General features: G+C 62.6%; 20 protein-coding genes. 10 read left to right on the top strand and 10 right to left on the bottom strand.

Annotated features, from left to right (window positions below):
* Nucleotides 1–95 precede the first annotated feature (95 nt).
* The 6 genes from E8Q40_RS19040 (at nucleotide 96) to E8Q40_RS19015 (ending at nucleotide 6,835) form a co-directional block, all read left to right on the top strand.
* Nucleotides 96–1,901 carry a thiamine pyrophosphate-binding protein gene (locus E8Q40_RS19040; RefSeq protein ID WP_370455208.1) on the top strand — a complete coding sequence of 602 codons (1,806 nt, stop codon included), beginning with the start codon at nucleotides 96–98 and terminating at the stop codon, nucleotides 1,899–1,901.
* A complete protein-coding gene (locus E8Q40_RS19035) occupies nucleotides 1,898–2,734 on the top strand; it encodes an ABC transporter ATP-binding protein (RefSeq protein ID WP_137046015.1) in 837 nt (278 codons plus the stop codon). The genes E8Q40_RS19040 and E8Q40_RS19035 overlap by 4 nt, the downstream gene beginning before the upstream one ends.
* Nucleotides 2,731–3,501 (top strand): ABC transporter permease, encoded by a 771-nt coding sequence (locus E8Q40_RS19030; RefSeq protein ID WP_137046014.1) that lies wholly within the window; start codon nucleotides 2,731–2,733, stop codon nucleotides 3,499–3,501. Before E8Q40_RS19035 ends, E8Q40_RS19030 begins: the two co-directional genes overlap by 4 nt.
* Nucleotides 3,498–4,268, top strand: coding sequence for an ABC transporter permease (locus E8Q40_RS19025; RefSeq protein WP_246662922.1), 771 nt, complete (start codon nucleotides 3,498–3,500; stop codon nucleotides 4,266–4,268). Before E8Q40_RS19030 ends, E8Q40_RS19025 begins: the two co-directional genes overlap by 4 nt.
* A 30-nt stretch (nucleotides 4,269–4,298) precedes the next feature.
* The gene (locus E8Q40_RS19020; RefSeq protein ID WP_137046013.1) at nucleotides 4,299–5,267 is read left to right on the top strand and encodes an ABC transporter substrate-binding protein; all 969 of its coding nucleotides are present in this window, start codon (nucleotides 4,299–4,301) and stop codon (nucleotides 5,265–5,267) included.
* A gap of 71 nt (nucleotides 5,268–5,338) precedes the next feature.
* Nucleotides 5,339–6,835, top strand: coding sequence for an aldehyde dehydrogenase family protein (locus E8Q40_RS19015; protein ID WP_137046012.1), 1,497 nt, complete (start codon nucleotides 5,339–5,341; stop codon nucleotides 6,833–6,835).
* Nucleotides 6,836–7,108: 273 nt separating this feature from the next.
* Here the strand turns inward: E8Q40_RS19015 and E8Q40_RS19005 are convergent, their stop codons facing one another.
* The 7 genes from E8Q40_RS19005 to dapA form a co-directional block, all read right to left on the bottom strand.
* Nucleotides 7,109–8,251, bottom strand: a complete 1,143-nt coding sequence (locus tag E8Q40_RS19005; protein WP_137046010.1) for an alpha-hydroxy acid oxidase — start codon at nucleotides 8,249–8,251, stop codon at nucleotides 7,109–7,111.
* A gap of 4 nt (nucleotides 8,252–8,255) precedes the next feature.
* Nucleotides 8,256–9,545, bottom strand: a complete 1,290-nt coding sequence (locus tag E8Q40_RS19000; RefSeq protein WP_246662921.1) for an FAD-binding oxidoreductase — start codon at nucleotides 9,543–9,545, stop codon at nucleotides 8,256–8,258.
* Nucleotides 9,546–9,557: 12 nt separating this feature from the next.
* A complete protein-coding gene (locus E8Q40_RS18995; RefSeq protein WP_137046009.1) occupies nucleotides 9,558–10,325 on the bottom strand; it encodes an amino acid ABC transporter ATP-binding protein in 768 nt (255 codons plus the stop codon).
* 8 nt (nucleotides 10,326–10,333) lie between these two features.
* A complete protein-coding gene (locus tag E8Q40_RS18990) occupies nucleotides 10,334–10,996 on the bottom strand; it encodes an amino acid ABC transporter permease (RefSeq protein ID WP_137046008.1) in 663 nt (220 codons plus the stop codon).
* Between the two features lie 99 nt (nucleotides 10,997–11,095).
* Nucleotides 11,096–11,941 (bottom strand): transporter substrate-binding domain-containing protein, encoded by an 846-nt coding sequence (locus E8Q40_RS18985; RefSeq protein WP_137046007.1) that lies wholly within the window; start codon nucleotides 11,939–11,941, stop codon nucleotides 11,096–11,098.
* Nucleotides 11,941–13,431, bottom strand: a complete 1,491-nt coding sequence (locus tag E8Q40_RS18980) for an FAD-binding oxidoreductase (protein ID WP_137046006.1) — start codon at nucleotides 13,429–13,431, stop codon at nucleotides 11,941–11,943. The genes E8Q40_RS18985 and E8Q40_RS18980 overlap by 1 nt, the downstream gene beginning before the upstream one ends.
* Nucleotides 13,432–13,445: 14 nt before the next feature.
* The gene (dapA, locus tag E8Q40_RS18975) at nucleotides 13,446–14,345 is read right to left on the bottom strand and encodes a 4-hydroxy-tetrahydrodipicolinate synthase (RefSeq protein WP_137046005.1); all 900 of its coding nucleotides are present in this window, start codon (nucleotides 14,343–14,345) and stop codon (nucleotides 13,446–13,448) included.
* 291 nt (nucleotides 14,346–14,636) lie between these two features.
* Here dapA and E8Q40_RS18970 point away from each other — a divergent pair, with 291 nt between their 5' ends.
* The 4 genes from E8Q40_RS18970 (at nucleotide 14,637) to E8Q40_RS18955 (ending at nucleotide 17,294) form a co-directional block, all read left to right on the top strand.
* The gene (locus tag E8Q40_RS18970; protein ID WP_205995599.1) at nucleotides 14,637–15,263 is read left to right on the top strand and encodes a helix-turn-helix domain-containing protein; all 627 of its coding nucleotides are present in this window, start codon (nucleotides 14,637–14,639) and stop codon (nucleotides 15,261–15,263) included.
* 237 nt (nucleotides 15,264–15,500) lie between these two features.
* Complete coding sequence (locus tag E8Q40_RS18965; protein ID WP_137046003.1) at nucleotides 15,501–16,022, top strand: hypothetical protein; 522 nt, start codon at nucleotides 15,501–15,503, stop codon at nucleotides 16,020–16,022.
* 10 nt (nucleotides 16,023–16,032) lie between these two features.
* Nucleotides 16,033–16,635 carry a hypothetical protein gene (locus tag E8Q40_RS18960; protein ID WP_137046002.1) on the top strand — a complete coding sequence of 201 codons (603 nt, stop codon included), beginning with the start codon at nucleotides 16,033–16,035 and terminating at the stop codon, nucleotides 16,633–16,635.
* Nucleotides 16,632–17,294, top strand: coding sequence for a hypothetical protein (locus tag E8Q40_RS18955; protein ID WP_137046001.1), 663 nt, complete (start codon nucleotides 16,632–16,634; stop codon nucleotides 17,292–17,294). The genes E8Q40_RS18960 and E8Q40_RS18955 overlap by 4 nt, the downstream gene beginning before the upstream one ends.
* Here the strand turns inward: E8Q40_RS18955 and E8Q40_RS18950 are convergent.
* The 3 genes from E8Q40_RS18950 to E8Q40_RS18940 form a co-directional block, all read right to left on the bottom strand.
* A complete protein-coding gene (locus E8Q40_RS18950) occupies nucleotides 17,252–18,028 on the bottom strand; it encodes an ABC transporter ATP-binding protein (RefSeq protein WP_137046000.1) in 777 nt (258 codons plus the stop codon). The two genes, E8Q40_RS18955 and E8Q40_RS18950, sit on opposite strands and share 43 nt — an antisense overlap.
* Nucleotides 18,025–19,026, bottom strand: coding sequence for an iron ABC transporter permease (locus E8Q40_RS18945; protein WP_246662920.1), 1,002 nt, complete (start codon nucleotides 19,024–19,026; stop codon nucleotides 18,025–18,027). Before E8Q40_RS18945 ends, E8Q40_RS18950 begins: the two co-directional genes overlap by 4 nt.
* Nucleotides 19,027–19,094: 68 nt before the next feature.
* Nucleotides 19,095–20,180: an ABC transporter substrate-binding protein gene (locus E8Q40_RS18940; protein WP_137045998.1), complete on the bottom strand. Its 1,086-nt coding sequence runs from the start codon at nucleotides 20,178–20,180 to the stop codon at nucleotides 19,095–19,097.
* Nucleotides 20,181–20,256 lie beyond the last annotated feature (76 nt).

Here is a 20,256-nt window from a genome sequence, read left to right as displayed (position 1 = left end):
GAATTTAGTGGCTTCTCATGGCGAATGTCAAAGCCTATCGTGATGCCAAGATAACGGCCGCGCCAAGCGGCTGAATGAAATAGAGAGGACTCGCCGTGACGCGACGCGCCAGCGAGCAATTGCCTGTGCCTGAAAACGGCGACGGCGCGATCGAACGTCCTGTACGGACGGGCGGCAATGCGGCGGGCTTCGGTAGCGACGCGGTCGCCGAAACGCTGCGGGCGCTCGATATCCCATACATCGCAGTCAACCCCGGAGCGAGCTATCGCGGCCTGCACGATTCGCTCGTCAATCACCTCGGCAACGAGCAACCGCAGATGCTGCTTTGCCTGCACGAGGAAACCGCGGTCGCGATTGCGCATGGCTGGGCCAAGGTCACCGGCCGTGCCATGGCGGCCGCCGTGCATTCCAACGTCGGTCTGTTTCACGCGACCATGGCGATCTTCAACGCTTGGTGCGATCGCATGCCGGTTTTGGTCATCGGCGCCACCGGTCCCGTCGATGCGATGAAGCGGCGGCCGTGGATCGACTGGATCCACACTGCACGCGATCAAGGTGCGGTCGTTCGTCACTACACCAAATGGGACGATCAGCCGGCGTCGGCGGGAGCCGCTTGCGAATCCTTGGTGCGCGCCAACTGGATCGCCAATACGGTGCCGCAGGGGCCGACCTATGTCGTGCTCGACGCCGAGATGCAGGAGGCGAAGCTAGCGGCGCCGATCGCGATTCCCGATGTGGCGCGGCTCTCCCCGCCGATTGCCTCTGGCATCACCGCCGGCGCGCTCGATGAAGCGATGCAGCTGCTCAAGGCGGCGAAGTCTCCGGTCATTCTGGCCGGCCGCGCCTCGCGCCGGATCGATGCGTGGAGCGCACGTGTCGGCCTTGCCGAACAGCTCAACGCCCGTGTGCTGACCGACATCAAGGTCGGCGCTTCGTTCCCGACCGATCATCCGCTGCATGCCGGCGATCCGGTGATGCTGGTACCGGGCGGCGAGGCGGCGAACGCCATCGCCAACGCCGATCTCATTCTCAGCCTCGACTGGGTCGATCTTGCCGGGGCCTTGCGTTCGGCAGGCGCGAAGCCTTCCGCCAAGGTGATCCAGATTTCCGCCGACCAGCAGATCCACAATGGCTGGAGCATGGATTACCAGGCTCTGGCGCCGGTCGACCTTTTTGTCGGCTGCGACCCCGACGAAGCCGTCATCGCGCTGGCTCGGGCGTCGAATGCGTCGCCGGCGGCGCGGGTTCAGCCGCGTGCGCTAGCTGTTATGCCGTCGGAAGGCACGGCGCTCAGCGTCGAGCATCTGGCGATGGGCTTGCGCCGTGCGCTCGGCGAACGCGCCGTATCGCTGACTCATCTGCCGTTGTCGTGGAACGGGGGATGGTGGCCGTTGCGCCATCCGCTCGACTTCCTCGGCAGCGATGGTGGCGGCGGCATTGGCGGCGGCCCCGGCATTTCCGTCGGCGCGGCGCTGGCGCTGAAGGGCAGCGGCCGGATGCCCGTCGCGATCTGCGGCGACGGCGATTTCCTGATGGGCAATACGGCCGTCTGGACCGCGGTGCACTACCGCATCCCGCTGCTCTTCGTCATCGCCAACAACCGCTCGTTCTTCAACGATGAACTGCACCAGGAGCGGGTCGCTCGCATGCGCGACCGTCCGGTCGAAAACCGATGGATTGGCCAGCGGATGGCCGACCCCGAGATCGACATCGCCACGATGGCGCGATCGCAGGGTGCGGAAGGCTACGGCCCGGTGCGGACGGTGGCGGAGATGGACAAGGCTTACGCCGATGCGATTGCCGTGGTCGAGGCCGGCGGCGTGGCCGTGATCGATGTCCGGGTCGAGCCCGGCTATGCGGCGGCCACCACCAATGTCATGCTGCGAAAGGGGGCGGAATGACACAAGCCCTGAAAAAGAATGCATCGGTGCAAGCCGCCGCCGCGTACGTCCTGTCGGCAGTGGACGTCACCAAGACGTTCGAAACTCGCGAAGGCCCGATCGTCGCCGTCGACAATATTTCCTTCGGTGTCGAATCCGGCGAATTCCTCAGCGTCATTGGACCATCGGGCTGCGGCAAGTCGACCTTGTTCAACATCATTGGCGGGCTGACGCCCGACCATGATGGCACCGTTACGGTCGATGGCGAGGTGGTGCGTGGCCCGCATCCCTCGATCGGCATGGTGTTCCAAGAGGAGTCGACATTCCCATGGCGCACGGTCATGGACAATGTCTGCTTTCCGCTCGAGATCGCGCATGTTCCGAAAGCCGAACGAAAAGAGAAGGCGCGCCATTTCATCAACCTCGTGGGCTTGAGCGGCTTCGAGAACCGGCATCCGTCGGAACTCTCGGGTGGCATGCGCCAGCGTGTTGCGATCGCGCGCACGCTGGTGTCGCAACCCAAGATTCTGCTGATGGACGAGCCGTTCGCCGCGCTCGACGAGCAGACGCGCCTCCTGCTCGGCGACAAGGTCCTGCAGATTCAGCAGGAGCTGAAGCAGACGACATTGCTCATCACGCACAATATCACCGAGGCGGTGCAGCTCTCGGATCGCATCTTGGTGATGACTTACCGCCCGGGCAAGCTCAAGCGCATGGTCGAGATCGACCTGCCGCGTCCGCGCACCTCGGATGTCGTTAGCAGCCCCGAGTTCGGCGCCTATGTCGGCCGGATCTGGGGCGATCTGCGGGAGGAAGCGAGCCGCGGCATGCAGGAATCGGAGCGGGCGCGATGAGGGCGGTTGCCGGAAACGCCGGGCGATATCTGCCGCCAGCCTTCGGCTTCCTGTGCCTTGTATCGGCCGCCGTCATTATCGAAGGACTGTTGCGCGCCGGCGTCCTCAACCGGTTCATCGTGCCGCTGCCGACAGAGATCATGGCCAGCTTCGGTCGTCTGTTCGGCGAAGAACATTTGATGACGCGCTTCCTGGCCACACTGCAGGAATGCTTTTACGCGATGGTGGCTCTGGCTCTGATCGGAATTCCGATTGGCGTCTTGCTCTATCAGATGCCGCTATTGCGCAAGGCGACAGAGACCTGGATTTCGGCGCTCGCTTCGGCACCGATCGTTCTGATGTATCCGCTGTTCCTCGTTATCTTTGGTCGCTCGGCGGCGACCATTATCGTAATGGGCGTCATTGCCGGGCTGCCACCCCTCATTCTAAAGACTATTGAAGGACTGTCGGGCACGCGGCAATCGCTGGTCAATGTCGGTCGCAGCTTCCGCCTGACGCGGTCGCAGATGATCACCAAGATCATGCTCCCGTCGGCGCTGCCGACGATCTTCGTCGGCTTGCGGCTCGGACTGATTTTCGCACTGATCAATATCGTCGGCGTCGAGTTTCTCATCAATTTCGGCGGGCTCGGCCAGCTCATCAACGACCTTGCCGAGCGTTACGACATGGCCGGCATGTATGCGACCATCGTGTTCGTTGTCCTGGTCAGCGTCCTGTTCTTCATCGTTACCGAGAGGCTGGAACAATGGCTTCGGCGGGCATCATGAGCGCGAAACCCAAGAGTGCGGCGCCACTGATCGGCGTCATGCAACTGCGAATTCTGCTGCTTCTGCTGCTGCTGGCAGGGTGGGAAATCCTGGCGCGTTCGGGCTGGCTTTACCGCGACGTCGTTCCGTCGCTTCTGACCATCGGTGGGGCACTGGCGGGGCTGCTCGTGAGTCAGGTCTTCTACTGGAACTTGCTGGTCACCGTGTCGGAAGTGCTGGCGGCGCTGGCCATCGGCGGCTCGATCGGATTCATGACCGGGGTTCTGCTTGGCGGCTCCCGCTTCTTCGGCCGCGCCCTCGAACCCTACATCTATTATCTCGGGCCCACGCCCAAGATCATTTTCTTTCCGATCATGATCATGTGGTTCGGCGTCGGTCCTGGATCGAAGATCGCGATGGGCGCTGTGTCTTGCTTCTTCCCAATTGCGTTGAGCGCCGCCGCCGGGATGCGCCAGATCGATCCGGTGCTGATCCGCGTCGGCCGCAGTTTCCGGGCGAAGGGATGGCAGATGGCGCAGAAGGTCTATCTGCCGGCAATGCGACCTTCGGTCATGAATGGTATCCGCCTGGGCCTCGGCATCGCCATTATCGGCACGCTGCTCGCCGAGACGAAGCTGTCGAACCGCGGCATCGGCTACCTGATCATGCAGGCCTACAGCATCTTCGACATGCCGCGCATGTACGCGCTCCTGATTACCCTGTTTGCCTTCGCGATCGGCGCGAACGCAATCGTCAGCCGCTTCGGCGGCCTCGAAACGCGAAAATAAGACCAAAAACGTCAACCAAAGGAGGAGACAATGCGATACGGACGATGGGGACGGCAGGCCCTCGCCCTGGCGATGCTCGCCGCGACAGCAACGGGCGCATTCGCTGAGGATAGCCTCAAGCTGGCCATCGGCCAGCGCGGCAACTGGGAGACCGCGATTGCGGAACTCGGGAACCGCGCGGGCATCTTCAAAAAGCACGGCCTGGCGCTGGAGCTGCTGTACACCGCGGGCGCGGGCGAGACGCTGCAGACCATCATCTCCGGCGCCGCCGATATTGGTATTGGCGTCGGCACCAGCGGAGCGTTGCGCGCCTTCGACAAGGGCGCGCCGATCCGCGGCATCGGTTCGGCCACGGTGGGCTCAAACGACCTTTACTGGTACGTGAAGTCGGACTCGCCGCTCAAGAGCATCAAGGACGCTACCGAAAAGACGACGATCGCCTATTCGACCGCCGGGTCATCGACCAACATGATCGTGCTCGGCTTCCTTAATACCTTCAATCTGAAATCCAAGGCGGAAAAAACCGGCAGCCCGCCGGCGACGCTCACGGCCGTGATGTCCGGGCAGGTGGATGTCGGTTGGGCTGCGCCGCCTTTCGGACTCAAGGAAATAGAAGAGGGCAAAATCCGCATCATCGGCCGTGGCAGCGACGTGCCGTCGATGCGCGATCAGACCGTGCGCCTCGTAATAGCCAATGCCAACCGGCTTAAAAAGGATGGGCCGGTCATCGCGCGCTTTATGGATGCTTATCGCGAGACGCTGCATTGGATGTACACCGATCCAAAGGCACTCGAATATTACAAGGACTTTTCGGGCATCCCGGAGAATCTAACCAAGAAAGCGATGTCGGAGTTCTATTCCGAGGCCGCCCTCGATCCGGATCGCATTCAGGGCATCGACAGCGTGATGGCCGACGCGATCGCCACGAAGTTCCTATCGGCGCCGCTGTCCAAGGAGCAGCTGGCGGAATTTTTCCAGGTACCACCGAAAAAGAAATAACCGGCATTTGATGCCGCGACTTCAGGCCCGCGGCGGCGACGCCGCGGGCGAACCAGGACAAAGAAACACCGATGACCGCTCATGTGACCACGCCTCAACCGTTTCCGTCGACTGTGCGACTGCCCGAGCATCGGGACGCCTATTATGACGGGGCCTGGCACAAGCCGGTGGGCGGCGGTTATGCAGACACCATCAATCCCGGCACCGGCGAGAGCCTCGGCAAGGTCGCGGTCTGCGACGGCGCCGATGTCGACCGCACGGTCGCCGCGGCGCAGGCGGCGTATCGTGAATGGCGCGACGTGCTGCCTCTGGAGCGCGCGAAAATCCTCAAGCGAATCGCCGCGATCCTGCGCGACAATGCCGGCGAACTGGCGATGATCGATGCCGCCGATGGTGGCAACCCGGTCAGTGAGATGGTCAGCGACGCCATGGTCGCGGCGGCGCAGATCGAATTCTTCGCCGGGCTCGTCACCGAAATGAAGGGCAATTCGATCCCGATGGGTCCGAATGTGATGAATTTCTCGGTCCGTGAGCCGCTCGGTGTCGTTGGCCGCATCATCCCCTTCAACCACCCGTTCATGTTCTGCGCCGGCAAATCCGCGGCGCCGCTGGCGGCCGGCAATGTTGTGATTATCAAGCCGCCGGAGCAGGCGCCTTTGTCGTCGCTGCGCCTTGCCGAATTGCTGGATGGCGTGTTGCCAAAGGGTGTGTTCAATGTGCTGCCGGGCGGTCGTGAAGTCGGCGCGGCGCTGGCGGGTCATCCGGGCATCGCCAAGGTCGCGCTGATCGGCAGCCTGCCGACTGGCAAGGCGGTGATGCGTGCCGCCGCCGAGACGGTGAAGCCGGTGCTGCTCGAACTCGGCGGCAAGAACGCCCTGATCGCCTATCCGGATGCGGATCCTGAAGAAGTGGCCGCCGCTGCCGTCGGGGGCATGAACTTCACCTGGTGCGGGCAGTCCTGCGGCTCGACCAGCCGGCTGTTTCTGCACGAGAAGATCTACGACAGGGTGCTCGAGCTGATGAAGCAGCGCATTGCGCGCTTCAAGCCCGGCATCCCGACCGACCCGAAGACGACGATGGGCGCCATCGTCTCGAAACTGCAGTATGAGCGCGTGCTGAGCTACATCGCCTCGGCCAAGGAGGAGGGCGCTCGCTTACTTACCGGCGGCAAGCGGCCGGACGACGAAGCCCTAAAGAACGGCTTCTATGTTGAGCCGACGGTTTTTGCCGATGTGACGCCGACGATGCGCATCGCCCGCGAGGAAATCTTCGGGCCTGTACAGGCGGTTCTGAAATGGTCGGACGAGGCCGAGATGATCAAGACCGTCAACGCGCCGGAATACGGGCTCACCTGTTCGATCTGGACCAATGACATCAACACCGCGATGCGCACGGCCGCGCGCGTGGAGGCTGGCTTCGTCTGGGTCAACGAGGTGAGCAAGCATTTCCTCGGCGCCCCGTTCGGCGGCTTCAAGCAATCGGGCATCGGCCGCGAGGAATGTTTCGAGGAAATGTTCTCCTTCACGCAGGAGAAGAATATCCACATCCGGTTCAAGAAAGCCGGATGAGGCCGCGAGTGAACCAGCTGGGTCTGGAGCGATGTGCTTTTCTACTTCGTCGGGTCGGAAGGTAGTCGACGTCGCACGACGTCGGAAGCGGAACTGATCGAGACGCTGCGCCGCATCGCAGTGGCCTGTGGGAAGATGAAGCGGAAAGGCTGAGCATTCGCTGTCAGACCATTTCCACCGTTGTCATCGCCTGCGAAAGCGGGCGATCCAGTAGCCACCCGTTCTTCGGAGAATACTGGATGCCCCGCTTTCGCGGGGCATGACACGGGGGGATCAGGCGAGGCGGATGTCGCTTAATTCGCGCGCGCCGAGCATGCCCATCGTCGCGCTCAATTGCTGGTGCAGCAAATTGAGAACATGGCTGGCGCCATCGGCGCCGCCGATGGCAACCCCGAAAAGCGTGGCGCGTCCAATCATCACACCTTTGGCGCCGAGCGCGATGAAGCGCGCGATGTCGGCGCCGCGGCGCACGCCGCTGTCGGCGAGCACTTCCAGTTTTTCGCCAACCGCTGCGACAATCGCCGGCAGCGCATCGGTCGGTCCCGGTGCGCAATCGAGATTGCGCGCGCCGTGGTTCGACACGACGATGCCGTCGACACCATGCGCGAGCGCCTTCTCGGCGTCCTCGACCGTGAGAATGCCCTTGAGGATCAGCTTGCCCTTCCAGCGCTCACGCAGCAGGCGCACATCGTCCCAAGTGACGTCGGGCGCGAGATCGACCTCCGTGGACAGCGACTTGCGGCCGATGGGCGTGCGGAATTCATCCGGGTAATGCGCATAAGTCGGTACACCGGACGTCAGAAGCGCACGCAACATCACATTCGCGGTCCAACGTGGATGCAGTGCGACGTCGATGCCGGCGCGCAGCGACGGCTTCAAGGGAATGCTAAAGCCGTTGCGCAGATTGTACTCACGGATCGGGCCGACGGCGGTATCGACCGTCAGCACCAGTGCTTCGGCGCCGGCCTGAAAGGCGCGGTCGATCAGCGCCAATGTGCGCTGGCGGTTCTTCCAGACATAAAGCTGGAACCACAGCCGCGCTCCGGATTCGGCGGCAATGCGTTCGATCGGCGTGATCGATTGCGTCGACACGCAGAACGGAATGCCGGCCTTGGCCGCGGCCTTAGCGAGGGCGATCTCGCCGTCATGCCAGACAAGGCCGGCGACCGCGGTCGGCGCGATGATCAGCGGGCTCGGCTGCACCGCACCAAAGAGCTCGGCTGCCATCGAGCGACCGGTGACATCGATCAATACCGAAGGCGCAAGCTCGATGGCATCGAGCCGCTCACGGTTGGCGGCGATGGAGATTTCATCCTCGGCGCCGCGATCAATGTATTCGAACAGCAGGCGAGGCAGGCGGCGTTTCGCCGCCTTGCGGGCGTCTTCGATGCTCAGGATATGCGCGAATGAACCCATTCCATCACGCGAACCGGCGCGCCGAAAATAGCGTGGCGTCGTAGGCCGGCTGCCGGCCGGCGACCAATGTCGCAACGAGTTTGCCGGTTGCCGGCGCCTGAATCATGCCGACATGGCCGTGGCCGAAGGCGTGGAATATGTCGGTCGATCCGGACGCCGCGCCGATGCAGGGCAGGCCGTCCGGTGTCGAAGGCCGATGCCCCATCCAATAGTGCGGCGAGCCGACATCGTTCTCGATCGCATCGACCTTGGCGGCGAGCCCCGGAAACATCCGGCGCACGTAATTGAGCAGGATCTTCGCACGCTGCCAGTTCGGCGTCGCGGAGACCGAGGCCAGTTCAACCTGACCGGCAAGACGCAGACCTTGCGGCGTCATGATGACGCCCATCTTGCCGTCGGACGGCATCAGGCCGGTCGGGATATCGAAGCCCGGATCGGGGATGACGACGTGATAGCCACGCTCGGAAATCAGCGGCACCGTGTCGCCGGCCTTCATCGCGAGGTCGCGCGAGTGGACACCGGCGGCGATCACGGCGCGGTCGCAGGTCACCGCGCCCGCATCGGTGATGACGGCCGCGAGCCGGTTGCCATTGAAGCTGAAGCCCGTGGCGCGCGCTTTCTTGTGCGACGCGCCGCGGCGCATCGCCAGTTGGAACAGCGCGTTGCAATAAGCGCCCGGATCGGTGACCTGACCGCCCTCATCGATCTGCATGCCGAGCGTATAGCTGCCGCTCAGCTCGGGCACACGTTCGCGCAATTCGGCGCTGCCGATCTTGCGGAAGCGGATGCCGAGGCTTTCGCGCAGGCGCCAGGCCTGCCCCTCGGCATCGATATCGGCCTGTTTGGGGTAGATGAACATCAGGCCGTTGCGGCGAATCAGTTCGGGGTGGCCGGCTTCTTCCGCCAGCGCGGCGTGATCCTGCGCCGTCGTCCGGCTTAATTCGTAACGCTGCGCCGCGCAGGTTTCGATCTGCGGCCAGGTGCGGCCCGCCAGCACAAAGCGGATCAGCCAGCCCATCAGACCGGGCAGGTGGCGCCAGCGGATGATGAAGGGACCATTGGGATCGAGCAGGAAGCCCGGCACCTGCTTCCATAGGCCGGGCGTCGACATCGGCAGGACCGAACCCGGGTTGAGCCAGGTGCCGTTGCCATACGAGGCGGCCTGACGACCGCCGGGCGCGTCCGGCTCGATGATCACGACGTCATGACCGTCGCGTTGCAATTCCAGCGCGGTGCAAAGGCCGACAATGCCGGCACCGATGACGGCGACGGTCAGCTTCTTCTCATCGTTCACGGTCGTCCCGACTCAGCTTCTGTTGTGGAAGTGGCTCAAGAATACGCGGGTGGACTCCTCTTTGGGAGTCTCGATGACCTCGCGAGCCGGGCCTTCCTCGACAATCCGGCCCTCGCGCATGAAGATGACGCGGTCGGCGACTTCGCGGGCGAAACCGATTTCATGGGTCACGATGATCATGGTCATACCTTCGGCGGCCAGCGCCCGCATGACATTGAGCACCTCGCCCACCAGTTCGGGGTCGAGCGCGGAGGTCGCCTCGTCGAACAGCATCACCGACGGCTCCATGGCGAGCGCCCGGGCGATCGCTACGCGCTGCTTCTGGCCGCCGGACAGCTTGTTCGGAAACACGTCGCCCTTTTCGCTGAGACCGACCTTGTCGAGCAGCTTGCGGGCGATGGCTTCGGCCTCGACCTTCGGCTTGTTCCTGACCGAGAGCGGGCCTTCCATGACGTTCTGCAGCACCGTCATATGCGGGAACAGGTTGAAGTGCTGGAACACCATGCCGGTGTTGGAGCGGAAGCGCGCCTGCTCGCGCGCTGACGGCAGTTTGCTGCCGTCGTCAAAGGAGAAGATGTCATCACCGATGCGGATGCGGCCGGCCTCGGGCAGCACCAGCAGGTTGAGACAGCGCAACAATGTCGACTTGCCGGAGCCGGACGGCCCGATCAGCGCCACCACCGAGCCGGTGTCGATCTTCAGGCTGATCTCGTGCAGCACCGTGAGCGAGCCGAAGCTCTTGCGCAGGCCGGCGACCTCGATTTTGCAGGGTTCGGTCATACCGGGCCTCAATTGCTCTGCGCCAGATGCTGTTCGGCGCGCTTGACGATGACGGTCAGCGGCAGCAGCACGATGACGTAAATGGCCGCGATGGTCGTGTAGACCTCGAGTGCTCGGTAGGTGTCCATGGCGACGATCTGGCCCTGGTAGAGCAGGTCCGGCACCGCCAGCACCGACACCAGGGAGGTGTTCTTGAACTGGATGATCGACTGATTCATCAGCGGCGGGATCATGCGCTTGATCGCCTGCGGCAGTACGATGCGGCGCATGACGCGGCCCGGCGTCATGCCCAGCGCCAGGCCTGCTTCGCTCTGACCCGGCTCGATGGAGACGATGCCGCCACGAATGACCTCGGCATAGAACGAGCCGCCATAGAGCGACAGTGTGATGACCGATGCCGACAGGGCGTCCAGCTTGATGCCAGTCATGATCGGCAGCGCGTAATAGAACCACAGCAGCAGCACGAGAAGTGGCGTCAGCCGGAACATCTCGATGTAGGCCCAGGAAAGCCAGCGCAATGTCGGCGAGCGGGAAATTTGCATGAGTCCGGCGACGAGGCCGATCAGAAGGCCGAGAATCACGATGGCGATCGTCAGGCCGATGGTGACGCCTGTGCCGACCAGAAACAGATTGTGGTACTTCCAGACGACGTTGAAATCCCAAGTATACATTTAACGAACCGCTCTTTCTGCGTGTCGGTAAAAGGGCACGCCCCGCCGCGACGAACGGGGCGAAGGCTCCCGTCGCCGGGAGCCTTCGCGAGGTTGCTATCAGAAAGTCACGCCCGGCGGGATGTCGTCGAGCGACAGGCCGACATGCTCGAGGCTGCGGACAACCGCGGTGCGGATGATGCCGAGGCCTGCCGAGTAGGTGATCCAGGTCGTGAGGAAATCGCGCCAGGTCTTGTCGGCTTCGCGGCGGACCGCGGCGTTCGAGGTCGAGCCGAACAACGGCTGCGGCACCACGACCTTGCCGAGCTGCGGGTCCTTCTTCACAGCGCGAACGGCGCCCATCCAGAAGATCACTTGTGCGTCGACACGGCCGCTGCGCAGGGCGAGCGTGGCTTCGTCGATGGACTTGAAGCGGATGATCTCCGCCTTCGGGGCGAGACGGCCGGCGACCTGATCGTGCGCCGAACCGACGTCGACCGAGATCTTGACCTTCGGATCGTTGAGTTCGTTCCAGGTCTTCGGCTCGTAGCCGGGGCGGGCAATGATGACGAGCGCGCTGTCATAGACCTTGCCGGTGAAATCGACAGCCATGGCGCGCTTCGGCGTCGGGTTGAGGCCGAACATCACGTCGATCTTGTCGGCCTGCAGATCGAGCACCGCGTTACCCCAGGTGGTCTCGACGAGTTCGAGCTGCACGCCCATGTCTTCGGCGAGCGCCGAGGAGATGTCGTAGAACTGGCCGCCCCATTTGCCGGTGGCGTTGTCGCGGTACCACCACGGCAGGCCGGCGGCGACGGAGCCGACGCGGACTTTCTTGGCCGCCATCACCTTGTCGAAGGTGTTCTGCGCGGCTTGCGCCTTGGCGGCGGTCGAGGTGAGGGTCAGTGCGGTCGCGGTGACGGCACCAGCGCCCAGAAGGCCAGCAAGATCTCTTCTTCCGATCATTAGAAACTCCCCTTGGTTGGTACTTGCTTCAGTGAAGACGCGACCGGCATCAGGTGTGGCGTCTTGCCGGCCGGGCGGGCCAGCAGGACACCGGGATTCATCAGGCCTTTCGGATCAAACATCTGTTTGACCCGGCCCATCAGTTCGTAGCGAAGCGGGTCGGCGAGGCGTTGTAGTTCCTCGGTCAGCTTGCGGCCGACGCCGTGTTCGGCGCTGAACGTGCCTGAATATTTCGCGGCGACGTCATGCACCGCCTGTTCGACCTCGAGCGCGAAAGCGTCCGGGTCTTTGAGTGCGTTCCAGAATTCGCGCGGAAACATCAGGATGTAATGCACGTTGCCGTCGCCAAGATGGCAGACGACCGCCGTCACGGCCTGCGGATAGCGCGCAGCAGCGACCTTGTCGGCATCGGCGATAAAAGCGGCGACGTCGGACGTGCGGACCGCGACGTCGTGCACGATGCCGATGCCTTCCTTCTTGTTGGCTTCCGATACCGAATGGCGCACGTGCCAGAAGTCGGCCGCCTGCTGTTTGGAAGCGGCAATCGCGGCATCGAGCACGGTGCCGTTCTCGAGGTATTCGCCGAGCATCTTCTCAAGAATATCGGCGAGCGCGGTCGAGGAGTCTTCGCTGCCGAGTTCGATCATGACGGACCAGGCGGGAATGGTGTCGAATGGAAAACGAACGCGGTCGATGTGACGCTTCACGAATTCGAATTGCGAAGCAGAGACGAGTTCGAATGCCTGGATGTAGGAACCGGCGCGATCCTGGAACGCCGCGAGCAGGGTAACCGCGGCGGCAGGGTCCGGAACCGACACCCAGGCATGAGCCGCGTTCGACATACGCGGATGGAGTTTTAAGGTCGCGCCGGTGATGAGGCCGAGCGTGCCTTCGGCGCCGATGAACAGGTGCCGCAGCATGTAGCCGGTATTGTCTTTGCGCAGGCCGGTCAGGTCGGAGAGAACGCGGCCGTCCGCCATGACAACCTCGAGGCCAGCGACGAGATCGCGCATCGGGCCGTAGCGCACGACGCCGGTGCCACCGGCATTGGTGGAGATCAGGCCGCCGATCTGCGCGCTGCCTTCGCTGCCAAGATAAAGCGGAAACTGACGACTGATGTCGGCGGCGGCGTTGTGCAAGTCGCCGAGTACGACGCCGGCATCAACCGTCACCAGTCCGGTCGCGCGATCGATGGCGCGAATACGGTTCATGCGCCGTGTCGAAATGACGATGCCGGGTTTGTTCGGCTGGTCGCTTTCCGGCACGGCGCCGAAGCAAAGCCCGGTATTGCCCCCAACCGGAAAGATCGGTTGTTCTTCCTCGGCGCACAGCGCGATAACCGCGGCGGCCTCGGTGGTGTTGGCCGGCGATACGACGGCGATGGCGTGACCGGTACGACGAACGCGCCAATCCGACAGCCATGGCGCCATGTCGGTGGGATTGCTGAGCAATCCCTTGTCTCCGACGATGGTGCGCAGGCGTTCGAGCACGGGCGCGTCTCCGCTCAGGCCAGTTTGACGGATTTGGCGTACTGCGCGGCGGCCTTGAGCTTGACGAGCGTTTCAGGCGAGGGGCCGAGCAAAGGCAGGCGCACCCCACCGACCGGCATGCCGGCCAGTTCCATGTAGGTCTTCAGAGGACCCGGATTGGTTTCGACATAGATGGAGTCGACAACCGGATCGATGCTGTCCTGGAGCTTGAGCGCTTCCTTCAGCTTGCCCTGCTTCGCGAGAGCGAAGATCTCCAGCCAGATTTTCGGATAAATCGTCGCCGAAGCGAGCACGCCGCCCTGCGCGCCGAGTGCGACATGGGTGGCAAAGAGCGGCTCCTCGCCGCTGAGGATCGCGATCTTGTCGCCGCAGTATTTGATGGTGCGGATGAAGTCCGGCATGTCGTACGACGAATACTTCATGCCGATGATAGAACCGTCTTCGGCCATCGCCTGCACGGTGTCGGCCATCGCTGCCACCGTGGTACGGCGCGGGATCTGATAGAGCATCACCGGTAGGTCGAGGCTGTCGCGGTAGCGCTGGAAGTAGGCCCGCATTCCAGCCTGGGTGCCCGGCGCGTAATAGGGCGTCACCGTCATGACGGCGGCGGCGCCGGCGGCGGCGAAATCGCGGCCCGCCTCGAGCGCATCGGCAAAACCGGTGGACAAAACTCCAGGGATGACGGGCTTGCCCCCAGCCGCATCGACACAGGCGGCGACGATGTCGCGCCGCTCGCTGCGGGAGAATGCGGGGTACTCGCCGGTGCCACCAATCGGGACGATGCCAGACGCGCCGGCTTCCAGCTGGAAGCGGACCAGCGCCTGAAGGGCCTTGATATCGACAGATCCGTCGGCCGTGAGCGGCGTGACGATAGCGGTAAAGAGGCCGGTGAGATCGGACTTGGCGAGCGGCATTCCTGAAGGTCCCTGCATAGCCGAGGTCCTGTGCTCACTGGCGGCGAGGCCTTTCGGCCTGCCGAGCTCAAGTCATCGGCATTTTTCGTGCTTATAGCCTCATCGACTATTTTATGGCTGTCAACACTAAAAGACAAAAAATGTACTATCCGAAAAAATATCGCTATGATTATAAATGAAGCGGTCTGACTGTATATGCTACAGCTTGGCCGGGCAGAGGCCGTCCCTGCGGTTGCGGGACGGGCAGGGAGATCGAGAATGCCGGAAATTTCGCAAGCGGATCATGGGGATATGGAGCGTGTCCGAAGCCGCCGCGGCGAACACCACAGCGCCGTCACTCATGACGATTCGAGGTCGCCCGTCGATGTCGGCGCCCGGCTGCACCGAATTCGCAAAGCCCGCCGCCTGACACTGCAGGATGCCAGCGCCCAGACCGGCGTTTCCGCGTCGGCCTTCTCCAAGATCGAGCGCAACGAGTTGTCGCCGACCATCTCGACGATGCAGCGCATCGCCGAGGGGCTCGGCGTCGAATTGGTGACTCTGCTCGGCGGTCAGGACGACGAACCGGCAGGTCTGGGCGGCCGACGCAGCATTACGCGGGCCGGCGCCGGTAGCGCGCATGCGACCGCGACCTGCAACAACGTTCTGCTCTGCGCCGATCTCAAGAACAAGCGCGCTACGCCGATTCTGACCACCGTCACCGCGCGCTCGCCCGACGAGTACGCAGCCTGGGCCAAGTCCGACGCCGAGATTTTTGTGATGGTGCTCGAAGGCACGCTGGTGGTGCACAGCCGGCTTTACGAGCCGCTGGAGCTGAACAAGGGCGACAGCGTTTATTACGACGCAACCACCGAACATACTTGGACTTCGAAAGGTGCCAAGGACGCGGTGGTGCTGTGGGTGCTCGTCGGTCTTTAAAGCGGGTCCGACTGTCCCGGCGGCGCGCCGTAAGAAGGCCTGCGCCTCTTCGATGCTGCCAAATCCTTCGATAGTGTCGTCGCTCTTGAACCGATCAACTTCTCGATCGGACGAAACCGTCAGAAAAACACGGGCTCATTTATACGAATTACAATAATTATAATCTTTGAACGGCGTCTTGCGTTGCATCTGATGAGGACCTAAAGCGATGCCCTCGTTGAGGTGTGGGTTTTTGGCATGGATGGCGTGGCGCCGATCGTTCTGATCGAAGGTGAAGAAGAAATCATACGTATCGGCTTCGATGCCGTAGCGGCCTATCACGGCCAAGCAGCGCTTGCGATGCTCGCGGTAACTTTCCAGGCGCTGCGGCTCGCATTCGCGGCGCTGTCGCCGTCGGTTCCGCCGCGGCGCAAGGACATAACGATTACAAGCGGTCATCCGGGCCCGGGCGTGCGCGACGCTTTCGAGTTCGTAACCCGGGCAGTTACCCGCAACTCTTATGTCGTTGATCGTTCTTTCGCTGAAAGCCGCCTCGTTCCTGGCGCCGACATTTCCTACAGTTTCCGTGTTTCGATATCCGGGCGGACGGCCATTCTAGGCCTTCGGCCGGACGCGTTACCGGAAAGGTTCTTCACGCTCAACTTCACGCCGTCACGAACCGCGGAACAAGAGCGCGAACTGAGCGCATTGAAGCGGTCTATTGCGGAGAATGTGCTGGCAAGACCCGCTGACCAGCTTTTCACACTGACCGTTGTCTGAAGGACAGGGCATGTCGGCGCTCCTGTTTACATTCGGCTATCGCGACCGCGCGATGGGCTCTTTCGCGGAGCATCCTGCCGCTGCCGGACGCATCATTCGCCGCGACCTTTATGACTTCGACGATATCAACCTTGATGACGTCAGTGTTCTTCTATTCAGCATGCATGCCGATCAGCGGTTCCTGGCGGCGCGCGCCGGGCGCATTGCGGAGTTTGTTCGGAACGGTGGCACAGTGCTTGCGAACGGGCACATCGCTTACCCTTTTTTGCCGGATATTGGAGCTTACACTCCTGCGCCGGGGCAAAGCCTCAAGCATCTCCGGATTCGTCGCGTCGCGGAACATGCGATATGGAAAGGCGTCAATGAAGACGACCTGACGTTCCGGCGCGGGGTTGCCGGGTTCTACGGACGCGGCGGTCATCAGCCTCCGCCGGGCGCAACCGTCATCCATACTGTCGGTCAGGATGCGCAGCCGGTCGATTTCATTTACCGGCTCGGAGCCGGCCGTGTGTTGATTCACGGTGGCAATGATCTCTGGCAGTACGGTGGTGGCGATAGTACGGCGCTAATTGCGCCGCAACTGATTGCCTGGCTGTTCGGAGATTCGATATGACGCTCGCGGTGCTCGACGGCGGCACGTTTTATCATCACGACACGATTTATGGTCCGCGTTATCGTGCGAACTTCCACCGCGCAATCTACGTGCGTGAACTTGCGCCGCGGGATCTCGATGGCATCAGCCTTCTGATCGTGCCTGACCGGATCAATCCGGATCAGTTGCGTGCGCATCACCAATTGCTCATCGAATTCGCCGATGCCGGCAACACGCTGATCGTGTTTGGAGAGAACGAGGCGGAGACGTGGCTCCCCGGCGCGGTCTGGGCGTCACGCCCGACCAATTTCTGGTGGTGGCTCGAGCCTGGCGCGAAACCGCCACACCGGTTGGTTGATCCCCGCCATGCGCTATTCGAAGCGGTTCGCTTCGAAGATACGATCTGGCACTTCCATGGTGTCCTGACGCCGCCGGCCGGTGCCCGGACATTGATCGATGTGCCAGCCGAGGGGGACTATCCTGGCGGAGCGCTTCTTTACGAAGATACTGTCACCACCCGCGGGCGCATCATCGTGGCGACACTGGATCCATTTTATCATCATGGCAGCGGCTTCATGCCGGCCACGACGCGCTTCCTCGACAGCTTCCTGCCTTGGGCCAAAAACCAGGCGAGTTCTCAGGTTGTCCCGGCTCGCGACGGGGCCGCTCGCAAGCCGTAGAGCGGAATAAACGCGGTTGCCGTTTCATGCTCGGCAATCGCATCGATCCGCCGCACCGGCACGCCGTAAAGCTCCGACAGGTTCATCTCTGTCAGAACGGCGTCGATCGGCCCATGAACGTGGCGTGCATCGCGCAACATCAACAGCACGGCATCGGCAATGGCGAGCGCATGATCGGGGTGATGGGTCGTGAACAGCACAGCCAGTCCGCGCCGCGCCGCCAATTCGCGCAGCAAACGTAAAACGATGCCTTGATTGGCAAGATCAAGAGCAGAAGCAGGTTCGTCGAGCACCAGAATTCGGCAATCGCTGGCCAGGGCGCGGGCCAGAAGAACCAGCTGACGCTGCCCGCCGCTCAAGCGGTCGTAACGTTGTACCGCGATATGGGCGAGTCCGACTTCAGACAGGCATTCCATGGCGCGTTCATTGTCGGCGCGGCGCGGCGCACCGAAGCGTCCAAGGTAACGGGCGCGGCCGAGCAGCACCATGTCGAGTGCACTATAGGCGTGGCTGGCATTGAGCGCTTGCGGTACGTAGCCGATCGCGGCGTCGGCGGCGATGCTGCCTTCACGCAGGGCGAGCGTGCCGCAAAGAGCTCTCAGCAGTGTCGTCTTGCCGGTGCCATTGGGTCCCAGCATAGCGGTAATCGATCCAGCGGTCAGCGTGAAGGACAGATCGCGGAACAGCCAATGCCCTGGCCGGAACCAGTGTCCAGCTTTCTCGATGTTTATCATGCGGCGCTGCTCCGTGTCGTCCGGCGCAGCAGAACGGCGAAGATCGGCGTGCCGACGATCGCGGTGACGATGCCAACCGGAATCTCGGCAGCGGTCAGGTTACGCGACAAGGTGTCGGCGACGACGAGAAAGATCGCACCCATCAGCGCCGAAACCGGTAACAGGCGGCGATGATCTGCACCGACGATGAGGCGCGCGAGATTCGGTACCACCAGCCCGACCCAGCCGATGATGCCGCTCACCGCGACCTGCGCGGATATCACGACGCATGATGCGGCCAGCAGGATCAGGCGGTCGCGAACCGGATTGACCCCGAGCGTTCTGGCATCCTCGTCGCCGAGCGACAATACGTTGATGCGCCAACGCATGCCGAGCATGATGATCGAGGCGAGTACGGTCCACCCGGTAATCAGCAGAAGTTTCGACCATGTTGCTGCCGCGAAGCTGCCGAGCAGCCAGTATACGATGTCGGGGAGTTTGCTTTCCGGATCGGCGATATAAGTAACGAAGCCGACCAGCGCGCCGCAGAATGCGCTCACCACGACGCCAGCCAGCACCAGCGTCAATACCGGTGATACGCTGTCGCTTCGCTGAAGCGCGAGTACGGCCAGCAATGCGGCCGCCGCGCCAACAAAGGCTCCCACCGGCACCAGCACGCCGAAGCCGGTCAGAAGGATGGCCGTCACGCCGCCAAGTGCGGCGCCTGATGAAACGCCGATGGTTTGTGGCCCGACCAGTGGATTGCGAAATAGGCCCTGCAGAACGGCACCACAGAGCGAAAGGCCGGCACCGGCGATGGCCGCCGTCAGGACGCGTGGCAGCCGGACGACATTGACGACGATGGCCTCGGTCGGTGTCCATGTGGGCGCCTGATCGACAACATGTGCCATGAGAATGGCGATCACCTTGGCGAAGGGGACGGCAAAGCGCCCGGACGTAACACTCCAAAGCAGTGCCGCGATCAGGGTCACGGTCAGCCCGATGTACAAGGCTGTCATGAACGATAGATCCGAGGGGCGGGTGCGATTGTTCTCCGCCGTGATCTGCCCGATCGGTGCCGCCTGTGTCATTGCTTGGCGTAACGCTCGTAGCCGGCGGACCCGCGATTCTTGTCCATGAACAGGATGCTGTCGATCTCGTCATCGGTCAGCGTATGAGCATAGAGAAACATGTACCAGTCACGCATGGCGCCACGCAGATCGGTGCGCACGATTTCGGGATGAAGGAGGCCGGCGAGCCATAGCCAGTTCAAGGCCGACTCCTGGCTCGGCGGATCCCAGCGATAACCCCCGAGGGGCACGCGATATACCCTTCGATTCTTGATGGCGTCGATGCCCTGCCAGCGCGGGTCGGCGTAGATGTCGGCTGGCATGGCTTGATCGAAGTTGCCTAACAGGATGACTTGTGGATCCCAGGTGATTATTTGTTCGACCGTCGCGGTATTGAACGACGATATTTCGGTCGCGACGTTCCGGCCACCCGCGAGGCCGATGGAGTAGTCGTTGAAAGTGCCCTTGCCGCTGACGCGGAGCATGTTGGTGGCGCGGTTGAAGTAGAGAATGCGCGGCCGCTCCTCCGGCTTGAGTGCGCCGAGCTCCTTCTTCAACCGCTGGCGCTCGTCATTCTGTCGCTGCAGCAGCGTCGCCGCGCGCTGCTCCTTGCCGGCGACCTGTCCCATGATTGTGACGTATCGGATGAAATCCGTGTCAGTCGAGACACGTAGGCCGATCGTTGGAATACCCGTCCGGTCCAGGACGCTGATGTTGTCGGCGCCGGTTGCCCACTGGAAGACCAGATCGGGCTGCAAAGAGAGGATGCTCTCGACGTTGGGCGCGAAGCTGCTCGGGTCGCTTGCGTTCATCACGACGTCGGTTTTGATTTTCGACAGGCTTGGGAAAAGCTTGCCCATGATGCCGTCGCGCATTGCCGTCGCTGAATACGAATTCATACCGACGATCTTGTCGCCGCTGCCGTCGATGGTGACAAAGGTCGACGGCGCCGGGATCGGCATGAAGACCAGCCGCTGCGGCAGCTTGTCTAATGTGACCGTGCGGCTGCGCTGATCGGTGATCTCGATGGCCTGCGCCGCGGCAGTCGTGATCACGAGCATCGCCGCTGCTGCGATCTGGATTCTCCGGGTCGGCGCGGCCATGAAATCCGTGTGTGCCTGCAACGTTGGCTGTCCGTGACGCGATCGGCAGGACGCGCCTTACGCATCCGACCTTCAA

The organism is Pseudolabrys sp. FHR47, from assembly GCF_005153485.1.
Taxonomy (GTDB): Bacteria; Pseudomonadota; Alphaproteobacteria; order Rhizobiales; family Xanthobacteraceae; genus Pseudolabrys.
Note: the sequence above shows the minus strand (reverse complement) of the source record. Positions and strands in the feature narration are given on the sequence as shown.

Coding starts and splice junctions, on each gene's coding strand:
- E8Q40_RS19035 (WP_137046015.1), top strand. CDS start 1,898: ATGACACAAGCCCTGAAAAAGAATGCATCGGTGCAAGCCGCCGCCGCG.
- E8Q40_RS19030 (WP_137046014.1), top strand. CDS start 2,731: ATGAGGGCGGTTGCCGGAAACGCCGGGCGATATCTGCCGCCAGCCTTC.
- E8Q40_RS19025 (WP_246662922.1), top strand. CDS start 3,498: ATGAGCGCGAAACCCAAGAGTGCGGCGCCACTGATCGGCGTCATGCAA.
- E8Q40_RS19020 (WP_137046013.1), top strand. CDS start 4,299: ATGCGATACGGACGATGGGGACGGCAGGCCCTCGCCCTGGCGATGCTC.
- E8Q40_RS19015 (WP_137046012.1), top strand. CDS start 5,339: ATGACCGCTCATGTGACCACGCCTCAACCGTTTCCGTCGACTGTGCGA.
- E8Q40_RS19005 (WP_137046010.1), bottom strand. CDS start 8,251: ATGGGTTCATTCGCGCATATCCTGAGCATCGAAGACGCCCGCAAGGCG.
- E8Q40_RS18995 (WP_137046009.1), bottom strand. CDS start 10,325: ATGACCGAACCCTGCAAAATCGAGGTCGCCGGCCTGCGCAAGAGCTTC.
- E8Q40_RS18990 (WP_137046008.1), bottom strand. CDS start 10,996: ATGTATACTTGGGATTTCAACGTCGTCTGGAAGTACCACAATCTGTTT.
- E8Q40_RS18985 (WP_137046007.1), bottom strand. CDS start 11,941: ATGATCGGAAGAAGAGATCTTGCTGGCCTTCTGGGCGCTGGTGCCGTC.
- dapA (WP_137046005.1), bottom strand. CDS start 14,345: ATGCCGCTCGCCAAGTCCGATCTCACCGGCCTCTTTACCGCTATCGTC.
- E8Q40_RS18970 (WP_205995599.1), top strand. CDS start 14,637: ATGGAGCGTGTCCGAAGCCGCCGCGGCGAACACCACAGCGCCGTCACT.
- E8Q40_RS18965 (WP_137046003.1), top strand. CDS start 15,501: ATGGATGGCGTGGCGCCGATCGTTCTGATCGAAGGTGAAGAAGAAATC.
- E8Q40_RS18960 (WP_137046002.1), top strand. CDS start 16,033: ATGTCGGCGCTCCTGTTTACATTCGGCTATCGCGACCGCGCGATGGGC.
- E8Q40_RS18955 (WP_137046001.1), top strand. CDS start 16,632: ATGACGCTCGCGGTGCTCGACGGCGGCACGTTTTATCATCACGACACG.
- E8Q40_RS18950 (WP_137046000.1), bottom strand. CDS start 18,028: ATGATAAACATCGAGAAAGCTGGACACTGGTTCCGGCCAGGGCATTGG.
- E8Q40_RS18945 (WP_246662920.1), bottom strand. CDS start 19,026: ATGACAGCCTTGTACATCGGGCTGACCGTGACCCTGATCGCGGCACTG.
- E8Q40_RS18940 (WP_137045998.1), bottom strand. CDS start 20,180: ATGGCCGCGCCGACCCGGAGAATCCAGATCGCAGCAGCGGCGATGCTC.